At 62.3% G+C, this 16,086-nt stretch carries 16 protein-coding genes; 8 read left to right on the top strand and 8 right to left on the bottom strand.

Annotation, left to right across the window (positions count from 1 at the left end; all coding sequences use genetic code 11):
* Positions 1–59 precede the first annotated feature (59 nt).
* A complete protein-coding gene (locus HB676_RS32005; RefSeq protein WP_213742501.1) occupies positions 60–869 on the bottom strand; it encodes a thermonuclease family protein in 810 nt (269 codons plus the stop codon).
* Between the two features lie 233 nt (positions 870–1,102).
* Between HB676_RS32005 and HB676_RS32010 the strand changes: the two genes are divergently transcribed.
* Positions 1,103–2,308 carry an ABC transporter substrate-binding protein gene (locus HB676_RS32010; RefSeq protein WP_213742502.1) on the top strand — a complete coding sequence of 402 codons (1,206 nt, stop codon included), beginning with the start codon at positions 1,103–1,105 and terminating at the stop codon, positions 2,306–2,308.
* 149 nt (positions 2,309–2,457) lie between these two features.
* A complete protein-coding gene (locus HB676_RS32015) occupies positions 2,458–3,246 on the top strand; it encodes an enoyl-CoA hydratase (RefSeq protein ID WP_213742503.1) in 789 nt (262 codons plus the stop codon).
* 230 nt (positions 3,247–3,476) lie between these two features.
* Here the strand turns inward: HB676_RS32015 and HB676_RS32020 are convergent, their stop codons facing one another.
* Genes HB676_RS32020 through HB676_RS32030 form a run of 3 tightly spaced genes read right to left on the bottom strand, consistent with a single transcriptional unit; the run spans position 3,477 to position 6,575 of the window.
* Positions 3,477–4,280, bottom strand: a complete 804-nt coding sequence (locus tag HB676_RS32020) for an enoyl-CoA hydratase/isomerase family protein (protein ID WP_213742504.1) — start codon at positions 4,278–4,280, stop codon at positions 3,477–3,479.
* A gap of 33 nt (positions 4,281–4,313) precedes the next feature.
* Positions 4,314–5,474, bottom strand: coding sequence for an acyl-CoA dehydrogenase family protein (locus tag HB676_RS32025; protein WP_213742505.1), 1,161 nt, complete (start codon positions 5,472–5,474; stop codon positions 4,314–4,316).
* A gap of 36 nt (positions 5,475–5,510) precedes the next feature.
* Entirely contained in the window at positions 5,511–6,575 is a 1,065-nt protein-coding gene (locus HB676_RS32030) for an acyl-CoA dehydrogenase family protein (RefSeq protein ID WP_213742506.1), read from the bottom strand.
* Positions 6,576–6,871: 296 nt separating this feature from the next.
* Here HB676_RS32030 and HB676_RS32035 point away from each other — a divergent pair, with 296 nt between their 5' ends.
* Entirely contained in the window at positions 6,872–7,654 is a 783-nt protein-coding gene (locus HB676_RS32035) for an SDR family NAD(P)-dependent oxidoreductase (RefSeq protein WP_213742507.1), read from the top strand.
* A gap of 116 nt (positions 7,655–7,770) precedes the next feature.
* Here the strand turns inward: HB676_RS32035 and HB676_RS32040 are convergent, their stop codons facing one another.
* Positions 7,771–8,049: a GlsB/YeaQ/YmgE family stress response membrane protein gene (locus HB676_RS32040; protein ID WP_213742508.1), complete on the bottom strand. Its 279-nt coding sequence runs from the start codon at positions 8,047–8,049 to the stop codon at positions 7,771–7,773.
* Between the two features lie 74 nt (positions 8,050–8,123).
* Positions 8,124–8,708 carry a YidB family protein gene (locus HB676_RS32045; RefSeq protein ID WP_213742509.1) on the bottom strand — a complete coding sequence of 195 codons (585 nt, stop codon included), beginning with the start codon at positions 8,706–8,708 and terminating at the stop codon, positions 8,124–8,126.
* Between the two features lie 162 nt (positions 8,709–8,870).
* Between HB676_RS32045 and HB676_RS32050 the strand changes: the two genes are divergently transcribed.
* From HB676_RS32050 to HB676_RS32060, 3 genes are all read left to right on the top strand, one after another.
* Entirely contained in the window at positions 8,871–9,887 is a 1,017-nt protein-coding gene (locus HB676_RS32050; RefSeq protein WP_213742510.1) for a 2-dehydropantoate 2-reductase, read from the top strand.
* 102 nt (positions 9,888–9,989) lie between these two features.
* On the top strand, positions 9,990–11,690 hold the full coding sequence (locus HB676_RS32055) for a pilus assembly protein TadG-related protein (protein WP_213742511.1): 1,701 nt from the start codon (positions 9,990–9,992) through the stop codon (positions 11,688–11,690).
* 59 nt (positions 11,691–11,749) lie between these two features.
* Entirely contained in the window at positions 11,750–12,466 is a 717-nt protein-coding gene (locus HB676_RS32060) for an MgtC/SapB family protein (RefSeq protein WP_213742512.1), read from the top strand.
* A gap of 99 nt (positions 12,467–12,565) precedes the next feature.
* Here the strand turns inward: HB676_RS32060 and HB676_RS32065 are convergent, their stop codons facing one another.
* Both HB676_RS32065 and HB676_RS32070 read right to left on the bottom strand, forming a co-directional pair.
* Positions 12,566–13,183 (bottom strand): hypothetical protein, encoded by a 618-nt coding sequence (locus HB676_RS32065; protein ID WP_213742513.1) that lies wholly within the window; start codon positions 13,181–13,183, stop codon positions 12,566–12,568.
* Positions 13,184–13,461: 278 nt separating this feature from the next.
* Entirely contained in the window at positions 13,462–13,926 is a 465-nt protein-coding gene (locus HB676_RS32070) for a MarR family winged helix-turn-helix transcriptional regulator (RefSeq protein WP_249780565.1), read from the bottom strand.
* A gap of 108 nt (positions 13,927–14,034) precedes the next feature.
* Here HB676_RS32070 and HB676_RS32075 point away from each other — a divergent pair, with 108 nt between their 5' ends.
* Both HB676_RS32075 and HB676_RS32080 read left to right on the top strand, forming a co-directional pair.
* A complete protein-coding gene (locus HB676_RS32075; protein ID WP_346347473.1) occupies positions 14,035–15,522 on the top strand; it encodes an MATE family efflux transporter in 1,488 nt (495 codons plus the stop codon).
* A gap of 44 nt (positions 15,523–15,566) precedes the next feature.
* The gene (locus HB676_RS32080; RefSeq protein WP_213742515.1) at positions 15,567–16,085 is read left to right on the top strand and encodes a hypothetical protein; all 519 of its coding nucleotides are present in this window, start codon (positions 15,567–15,569) and stop codon (positions 16,083–16,085) included.
* Position 16,086: the final 1 nt, after the last annotated feature.

Raw genomic sequence — 16,086 nt, forward strand, 5'->3', positions numbered from 1 at the left:
GTCTCTTGTTTGCGCATGATCTCTTCGGAAAAACGGTCCCCACCTTTCCGGATTATGCGCTAATTCCCACCAAGCACTTCTACCTGCCCGACCCGGAGCACTTCCATTCGCGGGCCGCCCCGCGCCTCGATCCATCCGCGGACACGAATCCGTCGATTTTCGAGGGACTTAAGCGCAATGCCGGCCGCCTCAAATAGAGGTAGCATGCGCCTTGAAATAGTCACAGCAAAGTCCCGTGTCCAGTTCCGCCCGAAATTCAGATAAGTCGTCGCCCCCGCCTGCCGGACGGACAAAACCTTGCCCTCGACCAGCATAAACTGCCCGATCCCGGCCAAAATATCGCCCGTACTTTCCGTGTTTTTTATGACCGCGGGGTCGGCCCAAACGCCTCGTTTAGTCTGCCGCGCCGCTGCCTCGGCTTCCATCAGAACCCCTGCGCATTCCTTGTCGGTCACGCTCGCCGAGACCAGCGCTTCGCCCTGCAACAGGAGTTCGCGCTGAACCAGCGTTTCGGAAGACGAATTTTCCGGCGAGGCCAGAAACACGAAAGCGGGCTCGCGGCCATAACGATCGGGCGTGTCGTCATCGGCGCGCACGATCACGTCGCGCCCGTTCAGGATCGCCGATAGCGCCGCGCTGCGGTTCGCAGATGTTTTCTCTGATGTTATGGGTTCGATGCCGGCCAGGCGGATCTCGCGGCCATCCTGCAGGCGGAAGGTGCGCGCATCGAGAATGGCTGCGACATGGCCGTCGCCTTGCGCGGCGAACGCGCATCCGGCGGCGTGGACCGGGCTGGTCGCAGCCAGCAATACGTTCGCAAGCAAACTGATGGCGACGCTTGCGGAGAGCGATATCGCTATCCGGCGCATGTGTTGAAGTTCAGGCGTGATGACCGAGTGCATCGCGCCATGTTTACACGGACGGCGCGTTCCGCTTAGCGGAAAAACGATGGTTTAACACGGGACGCGGCGCGGCTTGATACGGCCGGCCGGCGGCTTGCCGCTGCCGGGCGCTTGCGGCATGATCGCGGCAACAGAAAAAGTGCGGCCGCGCGGCAATGCGGCCTGTCGCCAGGGAGGCTTGCATGAACGGGGAGGCTTGCATGAAACGCGTTCGAACCGTCGTTCTTGCCACGGCGCTCGCGCTGGCCGCGACCGCAGCGATGGCCCAGAGCAAGCCGCCGCTCAAGCTCGGCGGAATCCTCGATATGTCCGGGCTTTATGCCGACATCACCGGCCCCGGCGCCGAGATGGCGGCCAGAATGGCGGCGGAAGATTTTGGCGGCGAAGTGCTCGGCCGCAAGATCGAAATCCTCGCGGCCGATCATCTCAACAAGGCCGATCTCGCCGCCAACATCGCCCGCGACATGATCGACAATCAGGGCGTCGAGATGATCTACGACGTCGCGGCGTCGGCCACCGCGCTGGCGGCCGGTGAGATCGCCAAGGCACGCAACAAGATCATCATGTTCTCCGGGCCGGGATCGATCCGGCTCAGCAACGAAGCCTGCGGTCCCTATACCGTGCATTATGTGTTCGACACCTTCGCGCAGGCGAATGTGACGGGTCTCGCCGCGGTCAAAAACGGCCTCGATAGCTGGTTCTTTATCACGGCCGACTACGCGTTCGGACAGGACCTCGAAAAGGACACCACCAATGTGGTGCTCAAATCCGGCGGCAAGGTGCTGGGCAATGTCCGGCATCCGCTCAACAGTTCGGATTTCTCGTCCTATCTGCTGCAGGCGCAGGCCTCCAAGGCCAAGGTGATCGGACTCGCCAATGCCGGCGGCGACACCATCAACACCATCAAGCAGGCGGCCGAATTCGGCGTGATGAAGGGCGGCCAGAAGATTTCACCGCTGCTGGCTTTTGTCACTGATATCGACAGCGTCGGTCTCGAGACCGCGCAGGGCCTGCTGCTGACCGAAGCGTGGTACTGGGACCTCAACGACGAGACGCGCGCGTTTGCCAAACGCTTCGCGGACCGCATCAAGCGGCCGCCGGGCTCGGCGCAGGTCGGCGTCTATTCGTCGGTCACGCATTATCTGAAAGCGGTGAAGGCCGCCGGCACCACCGATCCGGCCGCGGTCATGAAGATCATGAAGGAAACCCCGATCAACGATGTGTTTGCGAAAAACGGCCGGATTCGCGAGGACGGCCGCATGGTGCATGACATGTACCTGTTCGAGGTCAAGAAGCCTTCGGAATCCAAAGCCCGCTGGGATGACTACAGACTGCTCGCGACCATCCCCGGCAACGAGGCGTTCCAGTCGCTGGAATTGTCGCGCTGCCCGCTGGTGAAGAAATAAAGGCGGTCGAAGGCGTCACGCGCCGCACTAACAACGTCATTCCGGGGCGATGCGTAGCATCGAGCCCGGAATCTCGAGGTTCCGGGTCTGGTGCTAACGCACCATCCCGGAATGACGGGACAAAACCAATAACAACGAAAGCAAACCTCATGTCCGACATCGTCCTGCAAGATCTCGACTCCGGCCTGCTCACCATCACCATGAACCGTCCCGACCGGCGCAATGCGCTTAATCCTGAGATGACGCTGGGTCTGGTCGCGGCGGCGCGGCGGGCGGCGGAGGATCATGAGGTTCGCGCGGTGCTGCTCAAGGGCGCGGGCGGCACGTTCTGTGTCGGCGGCGACGTCAAGTCGATGGCGGAGGGACGCGCGCCGCTGCCGTTCGAAGCCAAGATGACCAATCTGCGGCGCGGCATGGAAGTCTCGCGCGTGCTGCACCAGATGCAGAAGCCGGTAGTGGCGCAGATCGACGGCGCGGCCGCAGGCGCCGGGCTGTCGATCGCGCTGGCCTGCGATCTGCGCGTGGCCTCGGCGTCCGCCAAGATCACCACCGCCTTCGCCAAGGTCGGCCTGTCCGGTGACTATGGCGGCACTTATTTCCTGACCCATTTGCTCGGTAGCGCCAAGGCGCGCGAACTCTATCTGCTATCGCCGGTGCTCACCGCGCAGGAAGCGCTCGCGCTCGGCATGGTGACGCGGGTGGTGCCCGATGCCGAAGTCGAAGCCGCGGCGCATGAGCTCGCGATGTCGCTGGCGCAGGGCCCTTCGGTGACGCTGGGCTACATCAAGCGCAACATCAACAATGCCGAGCAGATGTCGCTGGAAGCCTGCTTCGACGCCGAGGCGATCCATCACTCCCGCGCCTGCGAGACCGCCGACCACAAGGAAGCCGCCAAGGCGTTCGTCGAAAAGCGGAAGCCGGTGTTTGAGGGGCGTTGAGGGGTGGGCTATCTGCGGCTGCGTCAGATATGCCTGATGGTGCCGAATCTCCCTCAGCACGTCGTCCCAGCGAACGCTTGATCTTCCCCTCTCCCCTTGTGGGAGAGGGTGGCGTGATGCGAACGCAGTGAGCAGCGCGACGGGTGAGGGGTTCTTTCCGCAGATGCAGACCCCTCATCCGCCCTCGCTTCGCGAGGGCACCTTCTCCCACAAGGGGAGAAGGGAAAAGATTACCTTCCCTTGAAATTCGCAGGCCGCCGCTCGGTGGTCGCCTTGACGCCTTCCGCGAAATCTTCGGTCGCGCGCAGGCGGGTCTGCTCGGCGAGTTCATGGTTGGTCGCCGCCAGCACGCGGTCGGCGAGGCCGGCGCGCATGGTGGCGCGGGTCGAGAGCAGGCCGAGTGGCGAGCATTCGGCGATTTCCTGTGCGAGCTTCATCGCCGCGGAGCGCACCTGATCCTGCGGCACGCATTCGTTCGCAAGGCCCATGCGGGTGGCTTCTTCGCCGGTGACGCGGCGGCTGGTGTAGAAAATCAATTCCGCATTGTTCTTGCCGACCAGTTCGGGCAGCGTCACGGTCAGCCCGAAGCCGGGATGAAATCCGAGCTTGGTAAAATTCGCGGCAAAGCGCGCTTCGGGGCAGGTGACGCGGAAATCCGCGGACACCGCCAGTCCCAGTCCGCCGCCGATCGCCGCGCCATGGATGGCGGCGACGATCGGCTTCTTGTTACGAAAAATCCGCACCGCCTGGACATAGAGATGGCTGATTGGGCCGAGGCCCGTCGCCGGATCGGCCTTCTCGCGCGCCTCCTGTTCCTGCCGCGCCGGATCGTTGAAATTGGCGCCGGCGCAGAACGCCTTGCCCTGCGCGGCAAGCACCACCGCGCGGGCTTCCGGATCATTGTCGATATCGGTCAGCGCATCCGCGATCTGGTTGATCAGCGAGATGTCGAAGAAGTTCAGCGGCGGGCGCCGAATTTCGATCGTGGTGACGTGGCCGGTCTTCTCGACGCCGATATCCGTGAATGTTGTCATGGTGGTCCTCGATTGAAATAATTTCGTTGGCGCTTAACGCAACCCAAGCCCGCGCGCGATGATGCCGCGCAGGACTTCGGTGGTGCCGCCCTGGATCGTCAGCTTGGGCGCGGTCTTCATCGCGAATGCCAGTTGCTCTTCCAGCGTGGCGTGGTTCGACGCGTCCGCATCGACGAACGCGGCGAGATCGCGCACCCGGTGCGGCAATTGCTGCTCCCAGATCGTGCCAATGTCCTTGACGATGGAGGCCTCGACCACCGGTTCCTTGCCGGCCTGCAGCATGCCTGCGACCGAGACCGACATCCGTCGCATGGTGTGAAGCTGCGCGACCAGGCGTCCGATGCCTTCCGCGCTGCGGGTGTCCGGGTCTTTTCCGACGGCGCGAACCAGTTCGGTCAGCACGTAGTACGTCTCCAGAAAGCGTTCCGGCCCGGAGCGCTCATAGGCGAGCTCGCTGGTGGCCTGCTTCCAGGCGCCGTCGATTTCACCGAGCACGTGATCGTCGGGCATGAAGGCGTCGGTGAATACGACTTCGTTGAATTCGAATTGCCCGGTGATCTGGCCGATCGGATTGACCTTGATGCCCGGCGTCTTCATGTCGACCAGGAATTGCGTCAGGCCGTGGCGGCGGTTCTCCTTGGTCGACGGTGAAGTGCGGAAAATTGCGATCATGTAATCGGCGATGTGCGCCGACGACGTCCAGATCTTGGTGCCGTTGATCAGCCAGCCGCCGTCGGTCTTGGTCGCTTTGGTTTTAGCCGCGAAAAGGTCAGAGCCGGAATTCGGCTCGCTCATGCCGATCGCGAAGCAGACTTCGCCGCGGCAGATCCGCGGCAGGATGTCCAGCTTGATGCGCTCGGGCGCATATTTCAAAAGCACCGGGCCGCTCTGCCGGTCGGCGACGAAAAAACGCCGCGTCGGTGCGTTGGCGACGCGCATTTCCTCGGTCACCACGTAACGCTCCAAAAATGTGCGCTCGTGGCCGCCATATTTCTTGGGCCAGGTCATCCCGAGCCAGCCGCGTTCGCCGACCCGGCGGGAAAATTCCGGCGCGTCGCTGTCTTCGCGGTTGGGTTTATGCGGATCGAACGTGCCTGCGGCGATCTCGTCGGCGAGAAAGGCGCGCACTTCCTTGCGCAGCTTCTCGCATTCGGGCGGCAGGCGGATCGGATCGAAACGAAGGGCAGCGGTCATATTGTCAGTTCCAGTGCGGTCCAATTTTCCGAGCGGTCAGCGTGAGGCGACCAGCGGCCATAATTCGTCGGCACCGCGCGCGGCGACCATCTTGCCGAGTTCGACGGCCCAGTAGCTTTCGGAGCCGAAATCGTCGCGCCAGGCCAGCGCGCGCAGACTATAGCGATGCAGGATGTGCTCGAGGGTGAAGCCGATCGCGCCGTGCACCTGATGGGCGATCGCGGCGCCCTTTTCGGCGGCCTCCGAAGCGCGGATCTTTGCCGAGGCCGCTTCCAGAAACACCGCGTCATCGAACGTTTTAAAGTTGGCGATGGTATCCGCGGCCGAGGTCGCGGCGGCGAGTGCGGCGGCCGACTCGCCCGCGAGTTTCGCCAGATTGTGCTGCACGGCCTGGAATTTCGAAATCTTCTTCTCGAACGCGACGCGCTCGTTCGAATAACGCACGCTGATATCGAGCAGCGTTTCCAGTGCGCCGGCGATCTGCAGGCTGCGCGCCACGCCGCCCATCAGCAGCAGTGTGGTGTGATCGAAGCTTTTGGGCGCCGGCTTGATCGCAATCGGCTGCAAATTGCTGAACGTCACGGTGTCGTTGCCGTCGCCGCCGAGATTAAAACCATGCTCGATCCGGCAGGCGCTGGCCTCGACCAGTGCAACCGAAAGACCGCCCGAGCCTTGCGCCAGCACCGCGATATGTTTGGCATCGGTGGCAAAGGGCACGCCGCGTGTGCGGCCGGAAAGTGTGCCGTCGGTGCCGAGCGTGATCCGGTCCTTCGGTCCGCACGGCGCCACCGTCATCATGCCTTCGGGCGAAGCGATGTTCGCTTGCGACAACAGCCATCCCGCCAGCATGGTTTCGGCGAGCGGCACCGCGATGGCAAAGCGCCCGGCCGCGCCGAGCACGCCAAAACCTTCGGCAAGGCTGGCGCCGGAACCGCCGCATGCCTCCGGCACCCAGGACAATGGCAGGCCGGCCTCGGTCAGGGCCTGCCAGAGCGGCGCTTTCCAACTGCCTTTGGTGTCGTGGTTGATGGTTTGCGCGTTGGCGAGATCGGCAAATATCTTTTCCGCGGTCTCGACGACGATATTCTCAACTTCCGCCACGGCGTTTCCCTGTTTCGCAGTCCGCACAATCCGCGCGGCCATTTTGCCGGGCTTCGGGTGCGGTATTTTCTTGCGGCGCATGATGAGGAAAAGCCATAGCCGTGACAAGGCTGATGTCCGCGGGGCTGCCTGCAAGGGCGGCATGCAAAGGCGCACGCCAACAGAGGGCCGCGTAAGCAGGCTTTAACGACCAATTCCGCATGGCGGAGTTAGGGGATTTGCGGGTATTTGCCCGCGCGATATGGTAAAGCGCCCTGCAGCGGTAAAACTCTTAAAATCGATGTGAGGAAATGCGGATGTCGAAGGATGGTTTGTGCGTGATCATAACGGGGTCGGCGTCCGGTCTGGGCGCTGCGACCGCGGCCATTCTGGCCAGGAATGGCGCGCGCATCGTGATCAATTACGCCTCCAGCCAGAAGGAGGCCGAAGAGACCGCCGATCTTTGTCGTGCTGCGGGCGGCGAAATCGTCGTGGTGCAGGGCGATGTGTCGCGCGATGAAGATTGCAAGAAGATCGCCGCGGCCGCCGCGCCCTGGAGGCGTCTCGATGTACTGATCAACAATGCCGGCACCACCAAGCACGTGCCGCATCATAATCTGGATGGTCTGTCGGCCGAGGATTTTCAGCGCATCTTCGGTGTCAACGCGATCGGACCGTTCCAGATGGTGCGGGCCGCGCGGTCCCTGCTGGAAGCCGGGGCTACGGCCTCGGGCCGCGCGTCCACCGTGGTCAATGTATCGTCGGTCGCGGGGATCAATGGTGGCGGTTCTTCGGTCGCCTATGCCGCGAGCAAGGGTGCGCTCAACGCGATGACGCTGTCGATGGCGCGCGCGCTGGCGCCGTTGATCCGCGTCAACGCGGTATGTCCCGGCTATATCGACACGCCCTGGTTCACCAAGGGCCGCGGCATCGACGGTGCGGCCAAGGTGCGCGATGCCGTGGTGGCCAAAGTGCCGCTCAAGCGCGCATCAACGGCGGAAGACGTCGCCGGCGTGGTGTGTTTCCTCGCCACGCAGCAGTCGAGCAACATGACCGGCGAGGTTTTACGGATCGACGCTGGCGCGCATCTGCTGGGGTAGCCTGTCATTCCGGGGCGATGCGAAGCAGCGAGCCCGGAATCTCGAGATTCCCCGATGCGCAATTGCGCATCTGAGGTCTGGTCCTTCGGACCATCCCGGAATGACGATGATGGAATCTACTTCCTACCCATGTCGGGAATCACGCCGTTTGCCACCAGCCTGTTCCAGATAAACAGCACCACCAGCGCGCCGATCGTTGCCGTGATGAAGCCGGCGCCCTGTCCTGCATCGTAATGGCCGATGGCCTGGCCGATGGCGGTCGCGAGAAAAGCGCCGACGATGCCGAGCACGGTGGTCAGGATGAAGCCGCTGGGATTGTTCGGGCCCGGCGACAGCAGCCGGGCGATAATTCCCGCGACGAAGCCGACGATGATGATCCAGAGAATGCCGCCCATGATTGTCGTCCTCTTTTCAAAAACAGGGTTTGAAATACGAAAAGGCGAGCCGTCTCCTGGAGACGGCCCGAACCTCAGAGACGGTCGGCGACTTCGTCTTCGGTCGGCAGCCGTCCGTTCGGCGTGAGATGATTGATCACCTCGGGCAGATGCTGGCTGAGACCGGCGAGCAATTCGTCGCGCGACATGCCGCTTTGCGACATCAGGCTGTTGATCTGATCGGCGCCGAGCGCGTTGGCGAGATCGCCGGGTGCGATCTGCTTGTTCGGACCCGGGCTGACCCAGGAATTGGCGGTGTCGCCATGGCCGCTCTGCTGGAATTGTTTGAGCAGGTCGCCGAGCCCGCCGCTGATGACGCTGCCGGCCGCCCCTCCCGCGAGCAGGCCGCCAAGGCCGCCCTTGAGAACGTCGCCAAGACCGCCACCAAGACTGCCGCCACCGGCCAGACCGCCACCCATTCCGCCGCCGGCGGGTGAGGGGGCGGGCGCCGGCGTGGTGCCGGTTTGGCTGCCGCCGATATGCTTGACCGCCTTGTAGGCAAGCAGTGCGAGGATCGCCATGGTCATCGGCGACATTCCGCTACCGCTGCCTGATGCGCTTGGAGTGCTGGGGCCCCGCGGGCCGTTCTGCATCCCGTTGAGTATGTCGAGTAAGCCCATCGTTGTTCTCCTCCGCGTGCATGCCCCGCCCCATAAAACATACCGGTGCGTTATGACGGTTACAAGGCGCAGCCGGTGCCGGTTGCCGTGCGCAGGGGCTTCCGCCTGCGCCGGCTGCCAAACTCTGCTATCGAATCCCCCCTCAGGAATGGGGATGGCGGTATGATGGTGGACAGGCCGATCGGGATCGCTGGGGCTGGCAGCATCGGCTGTTTTGTCGGCGGCATGCTGGCGGCGGGCGGAGCCCGCGTTGCGCTGTTGGCGCGCCCGCGCGTGATCGGGGAAATCGAGAGCCACGGACTCAAGCTGAGCAGTTTCGAGGGCGATGAGCGGTTGATCGCGCCGAGCCAGCTCACGCTATCAGACGATCCCAACATCCTCAGCCGTGTGGGCGTGGTGCTGGTGACGGTCAAAAGCGCCGACACGCCAGAGATCGCCGATGTGATCGCGCAGCACGCGCCGCACGATGCTGTCGTCATCAGTCTGCAGAACGGCGTCGGCAATGCGCCGGTGCTGCGCCAGCGATTGCCCGGACGGCGCGTATTGGCGGGCATGGTGCCGTTCAATGTGGTCGCGCCCGGCGAGGGGCGATTTCATCGCGCCACTTCCGGCGACATCATCATCGAGCAGGACGATGCCGGCACTGCGAAACAACTATCGGTGCCGGGGCTGGCGATGCGCCCGACCGCCGATATCGCCGGCGTGCAATGGGGCAAGCTCATCGTCAATCTCAACAACGCGCTCAACGCGTTGTCCGGTCTGCCGCTGCGCGAGCAGTTGGTGCAGCGCGCCTGGCGCCGATTGTTCGCCGACCAGATCGCCGAAGCGCTGGCCGCGATCGAAGCGGAAGGCATCAAGCCGGTGTCGCCGACGCCGATCCCGGTGAGCTGGTTGCCGCATTTGCTCCGGCTGCCCGATGCGCTGTTTTCGCCGCTGCTGGGACGGACCATGAAGATCGATCCGCAGGCGCGCTCGTCGATGTGGGAAGACCTGCAGCGCGGCCGTCGCACCGAGATCGATTATCTGCAGGGCGTCATCACCGGGATCGCCGACCGGCGGCATCTCGCCGCACCGTTGTCGCGCCGCATCGTGGCGCTGATCAAGAGCGCCGAGGCCGCGGGTCGGGGCTCGCCCGAGCTGAAACCCGGGGATGTCCGTTCAGACTTTGTTAAGCACTGAACGCCATCAGCATTAGAAATGCAGCTATCAAAGTAGGATTTAGCGAACGGTTCGCCGTTATGATCCCGTGCGTTCCCGGTTTCGCAACAGGACTTATTTGACATGGCAAAGGCTGGATTTGCAGGCTGTCTGACGAGTTTAACCCGTCGCTTCCGCGGCGATTCGCGCGGTAATATCGCGGTCACCTTCGCGCTCGCGCTGTTGCCGGTTTTGTCCGCGATCGGATGCGCCACCGACTACTCGCTCGCGAGCAGGATGAAGGCCAAGATGCAATCGGCGGCGGATGCCGCCGCGGTGGCGTCGATTTCCAAGAACTCGGCCGGCTATCTCGCGGCATCGACCATGACCGGCAACGGCTCGATTGCGGCCGGCCTGACCGATGCCAACAATCTGTTCTGCGGCAATTTGAATGTGGCGAATGCGACCAGCGGCACCGGGTGCAACACCACGTCGACCACCGAATTTGGCAACCTGTCACTCGCGGGAACCACCGTCAAAAAAACCGGAATCGTGCTGAATTCCGTCGTGAATTTCAGCGCCACCGTGCCGGTCGTGTTCATGAAGGTGCTCGGATATCAAACCCTCACCATCACAGGCGTTTCAAAAGCGACTGCCTCGCTGCCGCCGTATCTCGATTTCTACCTGATGCTGGATCTTTCGGGATCGATGGGCCTGCCGTCGACCAACGACGAGCAGACGCGGCTGTCCAACATCAACCCGGACGACTTCAGCGTGTATCCCAATGGGTGCACTTTCGCATGCCATTTTCAATCGTCGGGCTCGTGCAGCGACCCCGCCAGGAACCAGACCACCAATGTCAACGGTTCTGCGTACTCGGCCTATCCGACGAATAACTACTGCCTGGGCTATCTGATCTCGCGCGTTAGCCAAACCGGATATGCCGGTCTGCTTCAGTCCAGCTCGAATTATCCGATGAAAGGCAAGCAGTTCCCGTCAAGCCTCCTTACTAATCTGACGGCATCGCTCACCGGCAATAATTCGATCATTGCCGGCAACTCCAAAAGTGCATCGAACGCCCTGACCCCGGTTACATCCTGCCCGACCGCCGGCACCGACGCCTGCATCCAGTTGCGCGCGGATGCGGTCGGTACGGCCTTGAATGCCACGGTGGCCTCGGGCGGCGTGGATGGATTGTTCGCGACGGCCAACAAAAAAATGATCGTCAGCAAGCAATTCCGGATCGGGCTCTATCCGTTCATCCGAAATCTCATTACTTATGTTTCGCTTACCGACAGCATCAACAACTCTCCGACCGCGAGCGGGACCATCAATTATGCGGCGGCCAATCTGGCCACGCTGCTTGATACCGGCAATACCCCTGATCTCGGGCTCGGTTCCGGCGGGACGCATTTCGACAATGCGTTTCAGACCATGAATACGACCATCACCTCCGTCGGCGATGGCAGCTCACCGACCAATACGCAGCCTTTCGTTTTTCTTGTGACCGACGGGGCCCAGAACTTTCAAACCTGTTGTGGCTTTTCCGGAAGCAACGCCGCCACTGTGATGCCCAGCGGTAGCACGTCGTGGTGCAAGCCGCTCAGGGATCGCGGCATCATCATCTCTGTCCTCTATATTCCCTACCAAACGATCCAGAATCCGACGACGATCTTCAACAACGAAGACAACGTCGCCAACGCCAATATCGCCAATATTCCGGCCAGTCTTAAGGACTGCGCATCGGTGAACTTCTTTTTCACGGCCAATACGCCCGCGGATATCACCACGGCCCTGGCCGCGATGTTCAACCAGGCGCTCCAGGTCGCGCACATTACGAATTGAGGCTGTCTTACGCAGGTGGTAACCAGAGGCTATTCACTTAAGCCCTGGTCGCCACCGCAATGCGCTTCATCCAGACCTTCCAGCTTTATGACTTCCTGGACACGCTGGTCAGCCTGCTGACGGCCTTCGTGCTCGGGACCGTGATCGGCGCCGAGCGGCAGTATCGCCAGCGCAGCGCGGGTCTGCGAACCAATGTGCTGGTCGCGGTCGGCGCCGCGGCGTTTGTCGATCTGGCCAACCGCCTCACCGGATCGGAAGGCAGCGTCCGCGTCATCGCCTATGTCGTCTCGGGCATTGGTTTTCTCGGCGCCGGCACGATCATGAAGGAAGGCATGAATGTCAGAGGCCTCAACACCGCCGCCACGCTATGGGCGTCGGCCGCGGTGGGCTGCTGCGCCGGCGCCGATATGGTCGCGCAGGCGGCGCTGCTGACGCTGTTCGTGCTCGGCGGCAATACCTTGCTGCGTCCCCTGGTCAACGCGATCGACCGTATTCCGATCAACGAGAAATCTTCCGAAGCGCTCTATGACGTGCTGGTGACGGTGGATGGCGGCGCCGTGGCGCCGGTTCGCGAGTTCCTGCTCGAAAAGCTCGAGGCCGCCAATTATCCGGTGCGCGACACCAGCGTGGTCCACCGCTCCGAAGAGGAGGCCGAAATCACAGCAACGCTGGTCAGTCTGTCGATCGAACCGGATGAACTCGACGCTGTTGTCGCCAGCCTGACCGGCCTGCCTGGCGTGCGTCACGTGACCTGGAACGTTCGCGCGCTGGAGTAGCGGGGCGGGGGTACTTTTTACTTACCTCTCCCACAGGGGAGAGGGGCGCGCCGCTGGCGCGGCGAAAGAGAGCAACCTCACTTCGTAGACGCTCTAACCTCAGCTCCGCTTGGCCGTCTTGCTCGGTGAAGACGAGCCGAACAGCGCCTTCTTCAGATCCTTGATGCTCTCGGAAAGCCGCGGCCAGTCGCAGGAGAAGGAATGCTGCGCGCAGTTCGTGAGCTTGATGGGCTTGACGTCCGCTGCGGCGGGTCGGGCCACCGGGAGAGGCTTGCTGATACTTCCCGTCACCGGCGGCGTCTTTTCGGTTTCGCTCTTCAGCGAAGTCTGTTCGATCTGCTTCTGCTTGGTCGCGAACGCGGCGGCAATCGTGCTGCGCCGCTGACTGTCGAGATAGGCGGTGTATTGTTCGTCGATGTGTCTCTGTTCTTCCGGCGTCGGGTTGGGGCCCGCGATGTCGAAGTTACGGTTCTGCATGAAATCGAAATAAGTATAGCCGCCACCGGGCTTGCGCCGGCCGGCAAATTTCGCGTTGCATTCCGATAGCGCCGTGGTCCTGGCTTCCTTGGCCGCCACTTTTTCGGCGCTATCGGCGCATTCCTCGAAATCCACCGGGGTGCGCGACCCCCACCATTGTGCATGCGCGCGGGAAGGCTGCAGCACAAAGCAACCGGCGATCGCGGCTATCAGCAGAATGGAGGGAGACGATGCGATCACGGACGATTTTTCCTCAACGCGAGATTCAAGATCATTGCGCTGATTGTCGCCATTATTGGCCGATTTGTCACCCCGGAATGAAATGTTTTTCCCGTATCAAACGGAAAATGCCGCCCCCTCAAATGACACAGAGTGGACACATTTATCCTCAGCTACAGCATTGGAATAAAATATCTTCCAGAGCGCGCCGGCTCTTTGGTCATGCCATGCGCAAAGGAGCCTGGGCGAAACCCGATCGTTGATGTCGTGGCGCGTGCGGATATGAGGCCTCGATAAAACTACGATGGGCCGCCGAGTTTCACCGCGGTAGCTTCAAGCAGTTCGTTCAAAGCCGCCATCGAGCGGGGTCCCAATTCCTTCCGGACCCGGCTTTCCGCCTGGCGCCAGAACGTCACGGCCTTGCGCAGATGCGCCCGTCCCTTGCTCGTGATCTGGATCGCGCGAACGCGGCGATCTCCCGGATTTTCGACGCTGGCCACGAGTCCCAGCACCTCAAGCGGCTTCAAGTCGCGGTTCAACGTCGTCGGATGCTTTCCGACGCGTTCTGCCAGGGCGCCGATCGAGACATGGTCGTGGCCGCCAAGCGTCAAGCCGTAAAGACAGGACAGCACCCCGAACTGGTTGGCCGTCAGGTGAACCGGCTCCAGCGCGGCGTCATAGATCTGGGTCAGCCGCCGCGTGACCCGGCGGGCGCGCAGGCAAGTGCAGTTGACGATTTCCTGGATATCGATCGGCTCAGTCATGGTCACACTTAGTTTATCCGGCAAGATAGTTGATCGTATATCTATATCTGCATATACAGACATATAGCTGCAGATACAGATAATTGCAATTCAAACGGATTATTTAGTGTGGATCAGGTAACGCCGTCGACATCATCCGTGGCGCCGCGGGTCGGAACCGCAGCAAGCGGCGGCGCGGAAGACGCTTCTTCCGGCGGTGTGGCCGTGGCGGCCTATATCGCAAGAAGCCGGATGCTGGCCCGGCGTCAGACGTTGCTGACGGGCGCGATCCTGCCGACCATGCTCAAGCTCGCGATTCCGACCCTGATCGTGCTGGTCGTGCAAACCATGGTCGGCATCGCGGAAACCTATTTCGTCAGCTTTCTCGGCACCGACGCGCTGGCCGGCGTCGCGCTGGTGTTTCCGGTGCTGATGCTGATGCAAATGATGTCGAATGGCGGGATCGGCGGCGGTGTCGCCTCGGCGATCGCCCGCGCGCTCGGAGCCGGGCGCAAGGATGAAGCCGATGCGCTGGTGCTGAACGCACTGGTTCTGGCTGTCGTGTTCGGTGTGGCGTTCTCGGCCGCCGAATTCCTCGGTGGCAGCGCGCTGTACCGGGCGCTCGGCGGTCAGGGCGCCACACTCGCGGCGTCGCTGGCCTATGCCAATACGGTCTTCGCCGGCGCAGCACTGGTGTGGATCGTGAGCCTGATGGCTGCGGCGCTTCGTGGCGCCGGCAATACGGTGGTGCCGGCCACGGTGATCTTTATCGGCATGTTCGTGCTGTTGCCGCTGTCGCCCGCACTGATTTTCGGCTGGGGACCTTTTCCCAAATTGGGCGTCGCAGGCGCCGGCCTCGCGGTCGTCACGTACTATCTGATCGGCGCAACGATACTCATCGCCTATCTGCGCTCGGCGCGCAGCACGCTGCATTTGTCGTTTAACATAAAGCGTATCAAGTGGCGTCGGCTCGCGGATATCCTGCGTGTCGGTGGATTGTCCGCGTTGGGGGCGATCCAGGCCAACCTTACCGTCGTTCTGGTGACCGGTGTCGTCGGATTGTTCGGTACCGATGCGATCGCGGGCTACGGCATCGCGTCGCGGCTCGATTATATCCTGATCCCGCTATTGTTCGCGCTGGGTACGGCCGCGCTGACCATGGTCGGAACCAATTTCGGCGCCGGTCAGGTTGCGCGGGCGGAACGTATCGCCTGGATCAGTGCGTTCTTCGCCGCCGGCCTGACCGAACTCATCGGCGCACTTGCTGCGATCTTCCCGCGCGCGTGGCTGTCGCTGTTCAGCACCGAGCCCGGGGTATTGGCTACCGGCGAGCTTTATCTGCACACGGTGGCGCCGTTCTACGGGATATTTGGATTTGGCATGCTGCTGTATTTCGCAGGCCAAGGCGCGGGCCGCGTGCTGTGGCCGGTGCTGGCAGGAACCGCGCGGCTGATCATCGCCGCTGCTATCGGCTGGATCATCGTGGTTCATTTCGGCGGCGGCCTGCGCGCGCTGTTTATCGCGGTTGCGGCGGCGTCCGTCACCTATGGCGTCGTCACCGCCGCGGCGCTTTGGTTGCGAAGTTGGGATCGTGGTGTGCCGATCCCCCGGAAATAATCCAACTGCAGTCGCGAAGATGAACCATTGGAGAGGAGGAACACATGAATACGACGGCTATATTCGGTCTCAGCGCGGCGATGAGTCTCATTACCGGCATCGTGCTTGCGAGCCTATACATCCTGCCGCGGCTTCAAAACACGCACCGGGACGATGCGCTGACCGCGCTGATCATTCCCCATGCGTTCAGGTTCATCGGCCTCAGCTTTCTGGTGCCGGGCGTGGTTTCACCGTCGTTGCAGGCTTCTTTCGCGACACCCGCAGCCTATGGCGATCTCGGCGCCGCTATTCTGGCGCTGATCGCGGTGTTCGCGCTGCGCTCGAAATCATCTTTGGCCATCCCGCTGGTATGGCTGTTCAACATCTGGGGCTTTGCCGATCTCGCCCATGCGGTTTACGAGGGCGCGATCGGGGTGGGGATTTCACCGGGCATGTTGGGCGCGGCGTTTTTCATCCCCACCGTCCTGGTGCCGCTGCTGTTCGTCACGCATGTGTTGATTTTCCGGCTGCTGCTTCGCTCGAATCAGCCCGTCCAATCCGGCGCGACCTTGTTCAGCTCGTAAA

It is taken from the genome of Bradyrhizobium sp. dw_411 (assembly GCF_018449695.1).
Taxonomy (GTDB): domain Bacteria; phylum Pseudomonadota; class Alphaproteobacteria; order Rhizobiales; family Xanthobacteraceae; genus Bradyrhizobium.

Excerpts from the sequence above, each read along its gene's own strand:
- HB676_RS32005 (WP_213742501.1), bottom strand. The coding sequence starts at position 869 with ATGCGCCGGATAGCGATATCGCTCTCCGCAAGCGTCGCCATCAGTTTG.
- HB676_RS32010 (WP_213742502.1), top strand. The coding sequence starts at position 1,103 with ATGAAACGCGTTCGAACCGTCGTTCTTGCCACGGCGCTCGCGCTGGCC.
- HB676_RS32015 (WP_213742503.1), top strand. The coding sequence starts at position 2,458 with ATGTCCGACATCGTCCTGCAAGATCTCGACTCCGGCCTGCTCACCATC.
- HB676_RS32020 (WP_213742504.1), bottom strand. The coding sequence starts at position 4,280 with ATGACAACATTCACGGATATCGGCGTCGAGAAGACCGGCCACGTCACC.
- HB676_RS32025 (WP_213742505.1), bottom strand. The coding sequence starts at position 5,474 with ATGACCGCTGCCCTTCGTTTCGATCCGATCCGCCTGCCGCCCGAATGC.
- HB676_RS32035 (WP_213742507.1), top strand. The coding sequence starts at position 6,872 with ATGTCGAAGGATGGTTTGTGCGTGATCATAACGGGGTCGGCGTCCGGT.
- HB676_RS32040 (WP_213742508.1), bottom strand. The coding sequence starts at position 8,049 with ATGGGCGGCATTCTCTGGATCATCATCGTCGGCTTCGTCGCGGGAATT.
- HB676_RS32045 (WP_213742509.1), bottom strand. The coding sequence starts at position 8,708 with ATGGGCTTACTCGACATACTCAACGGGATGCAGAACGGCCCGCGGGGC.
- HB676_RS32050 (WP_213742510.1), top strand. The coding sequence starts at position 8,871 with ATGATGGTGGACAGGCCGATCGGGATCGCTGGGGCTGGCAGCATCGGC.
- HB676_RS32055 (WP_213742511.1), top strand. The coding sequence starts at position 9,990 with ATGGCAAAGGCTGGATTTGCAGGCTGTCTGACGAGTTTAACCCGTCGC.
- HB676_RS32060 (WP_213742512.1), top strand. The coding sequence starts at position 11,750 with ATGCGCTTCATCCAGACCTTCCAGCTTTATGACTTCCTGGACACGCTG.
- HB676_RS32070 (WP_249780565.1), bottom strand. The coding sequence starts at position 13,926 with ATGACTGAGCCGATCGATATCCAGGAAATCGTCAACTGCACTTGCCTG.
- HB676_RS32080 (WP_213742515.1), top strand. The coding sequence starts at position 15,567 with ATGAATACGACGGCTATATTCGGTCTCAGCGCGGCGATGAGTCTCATT.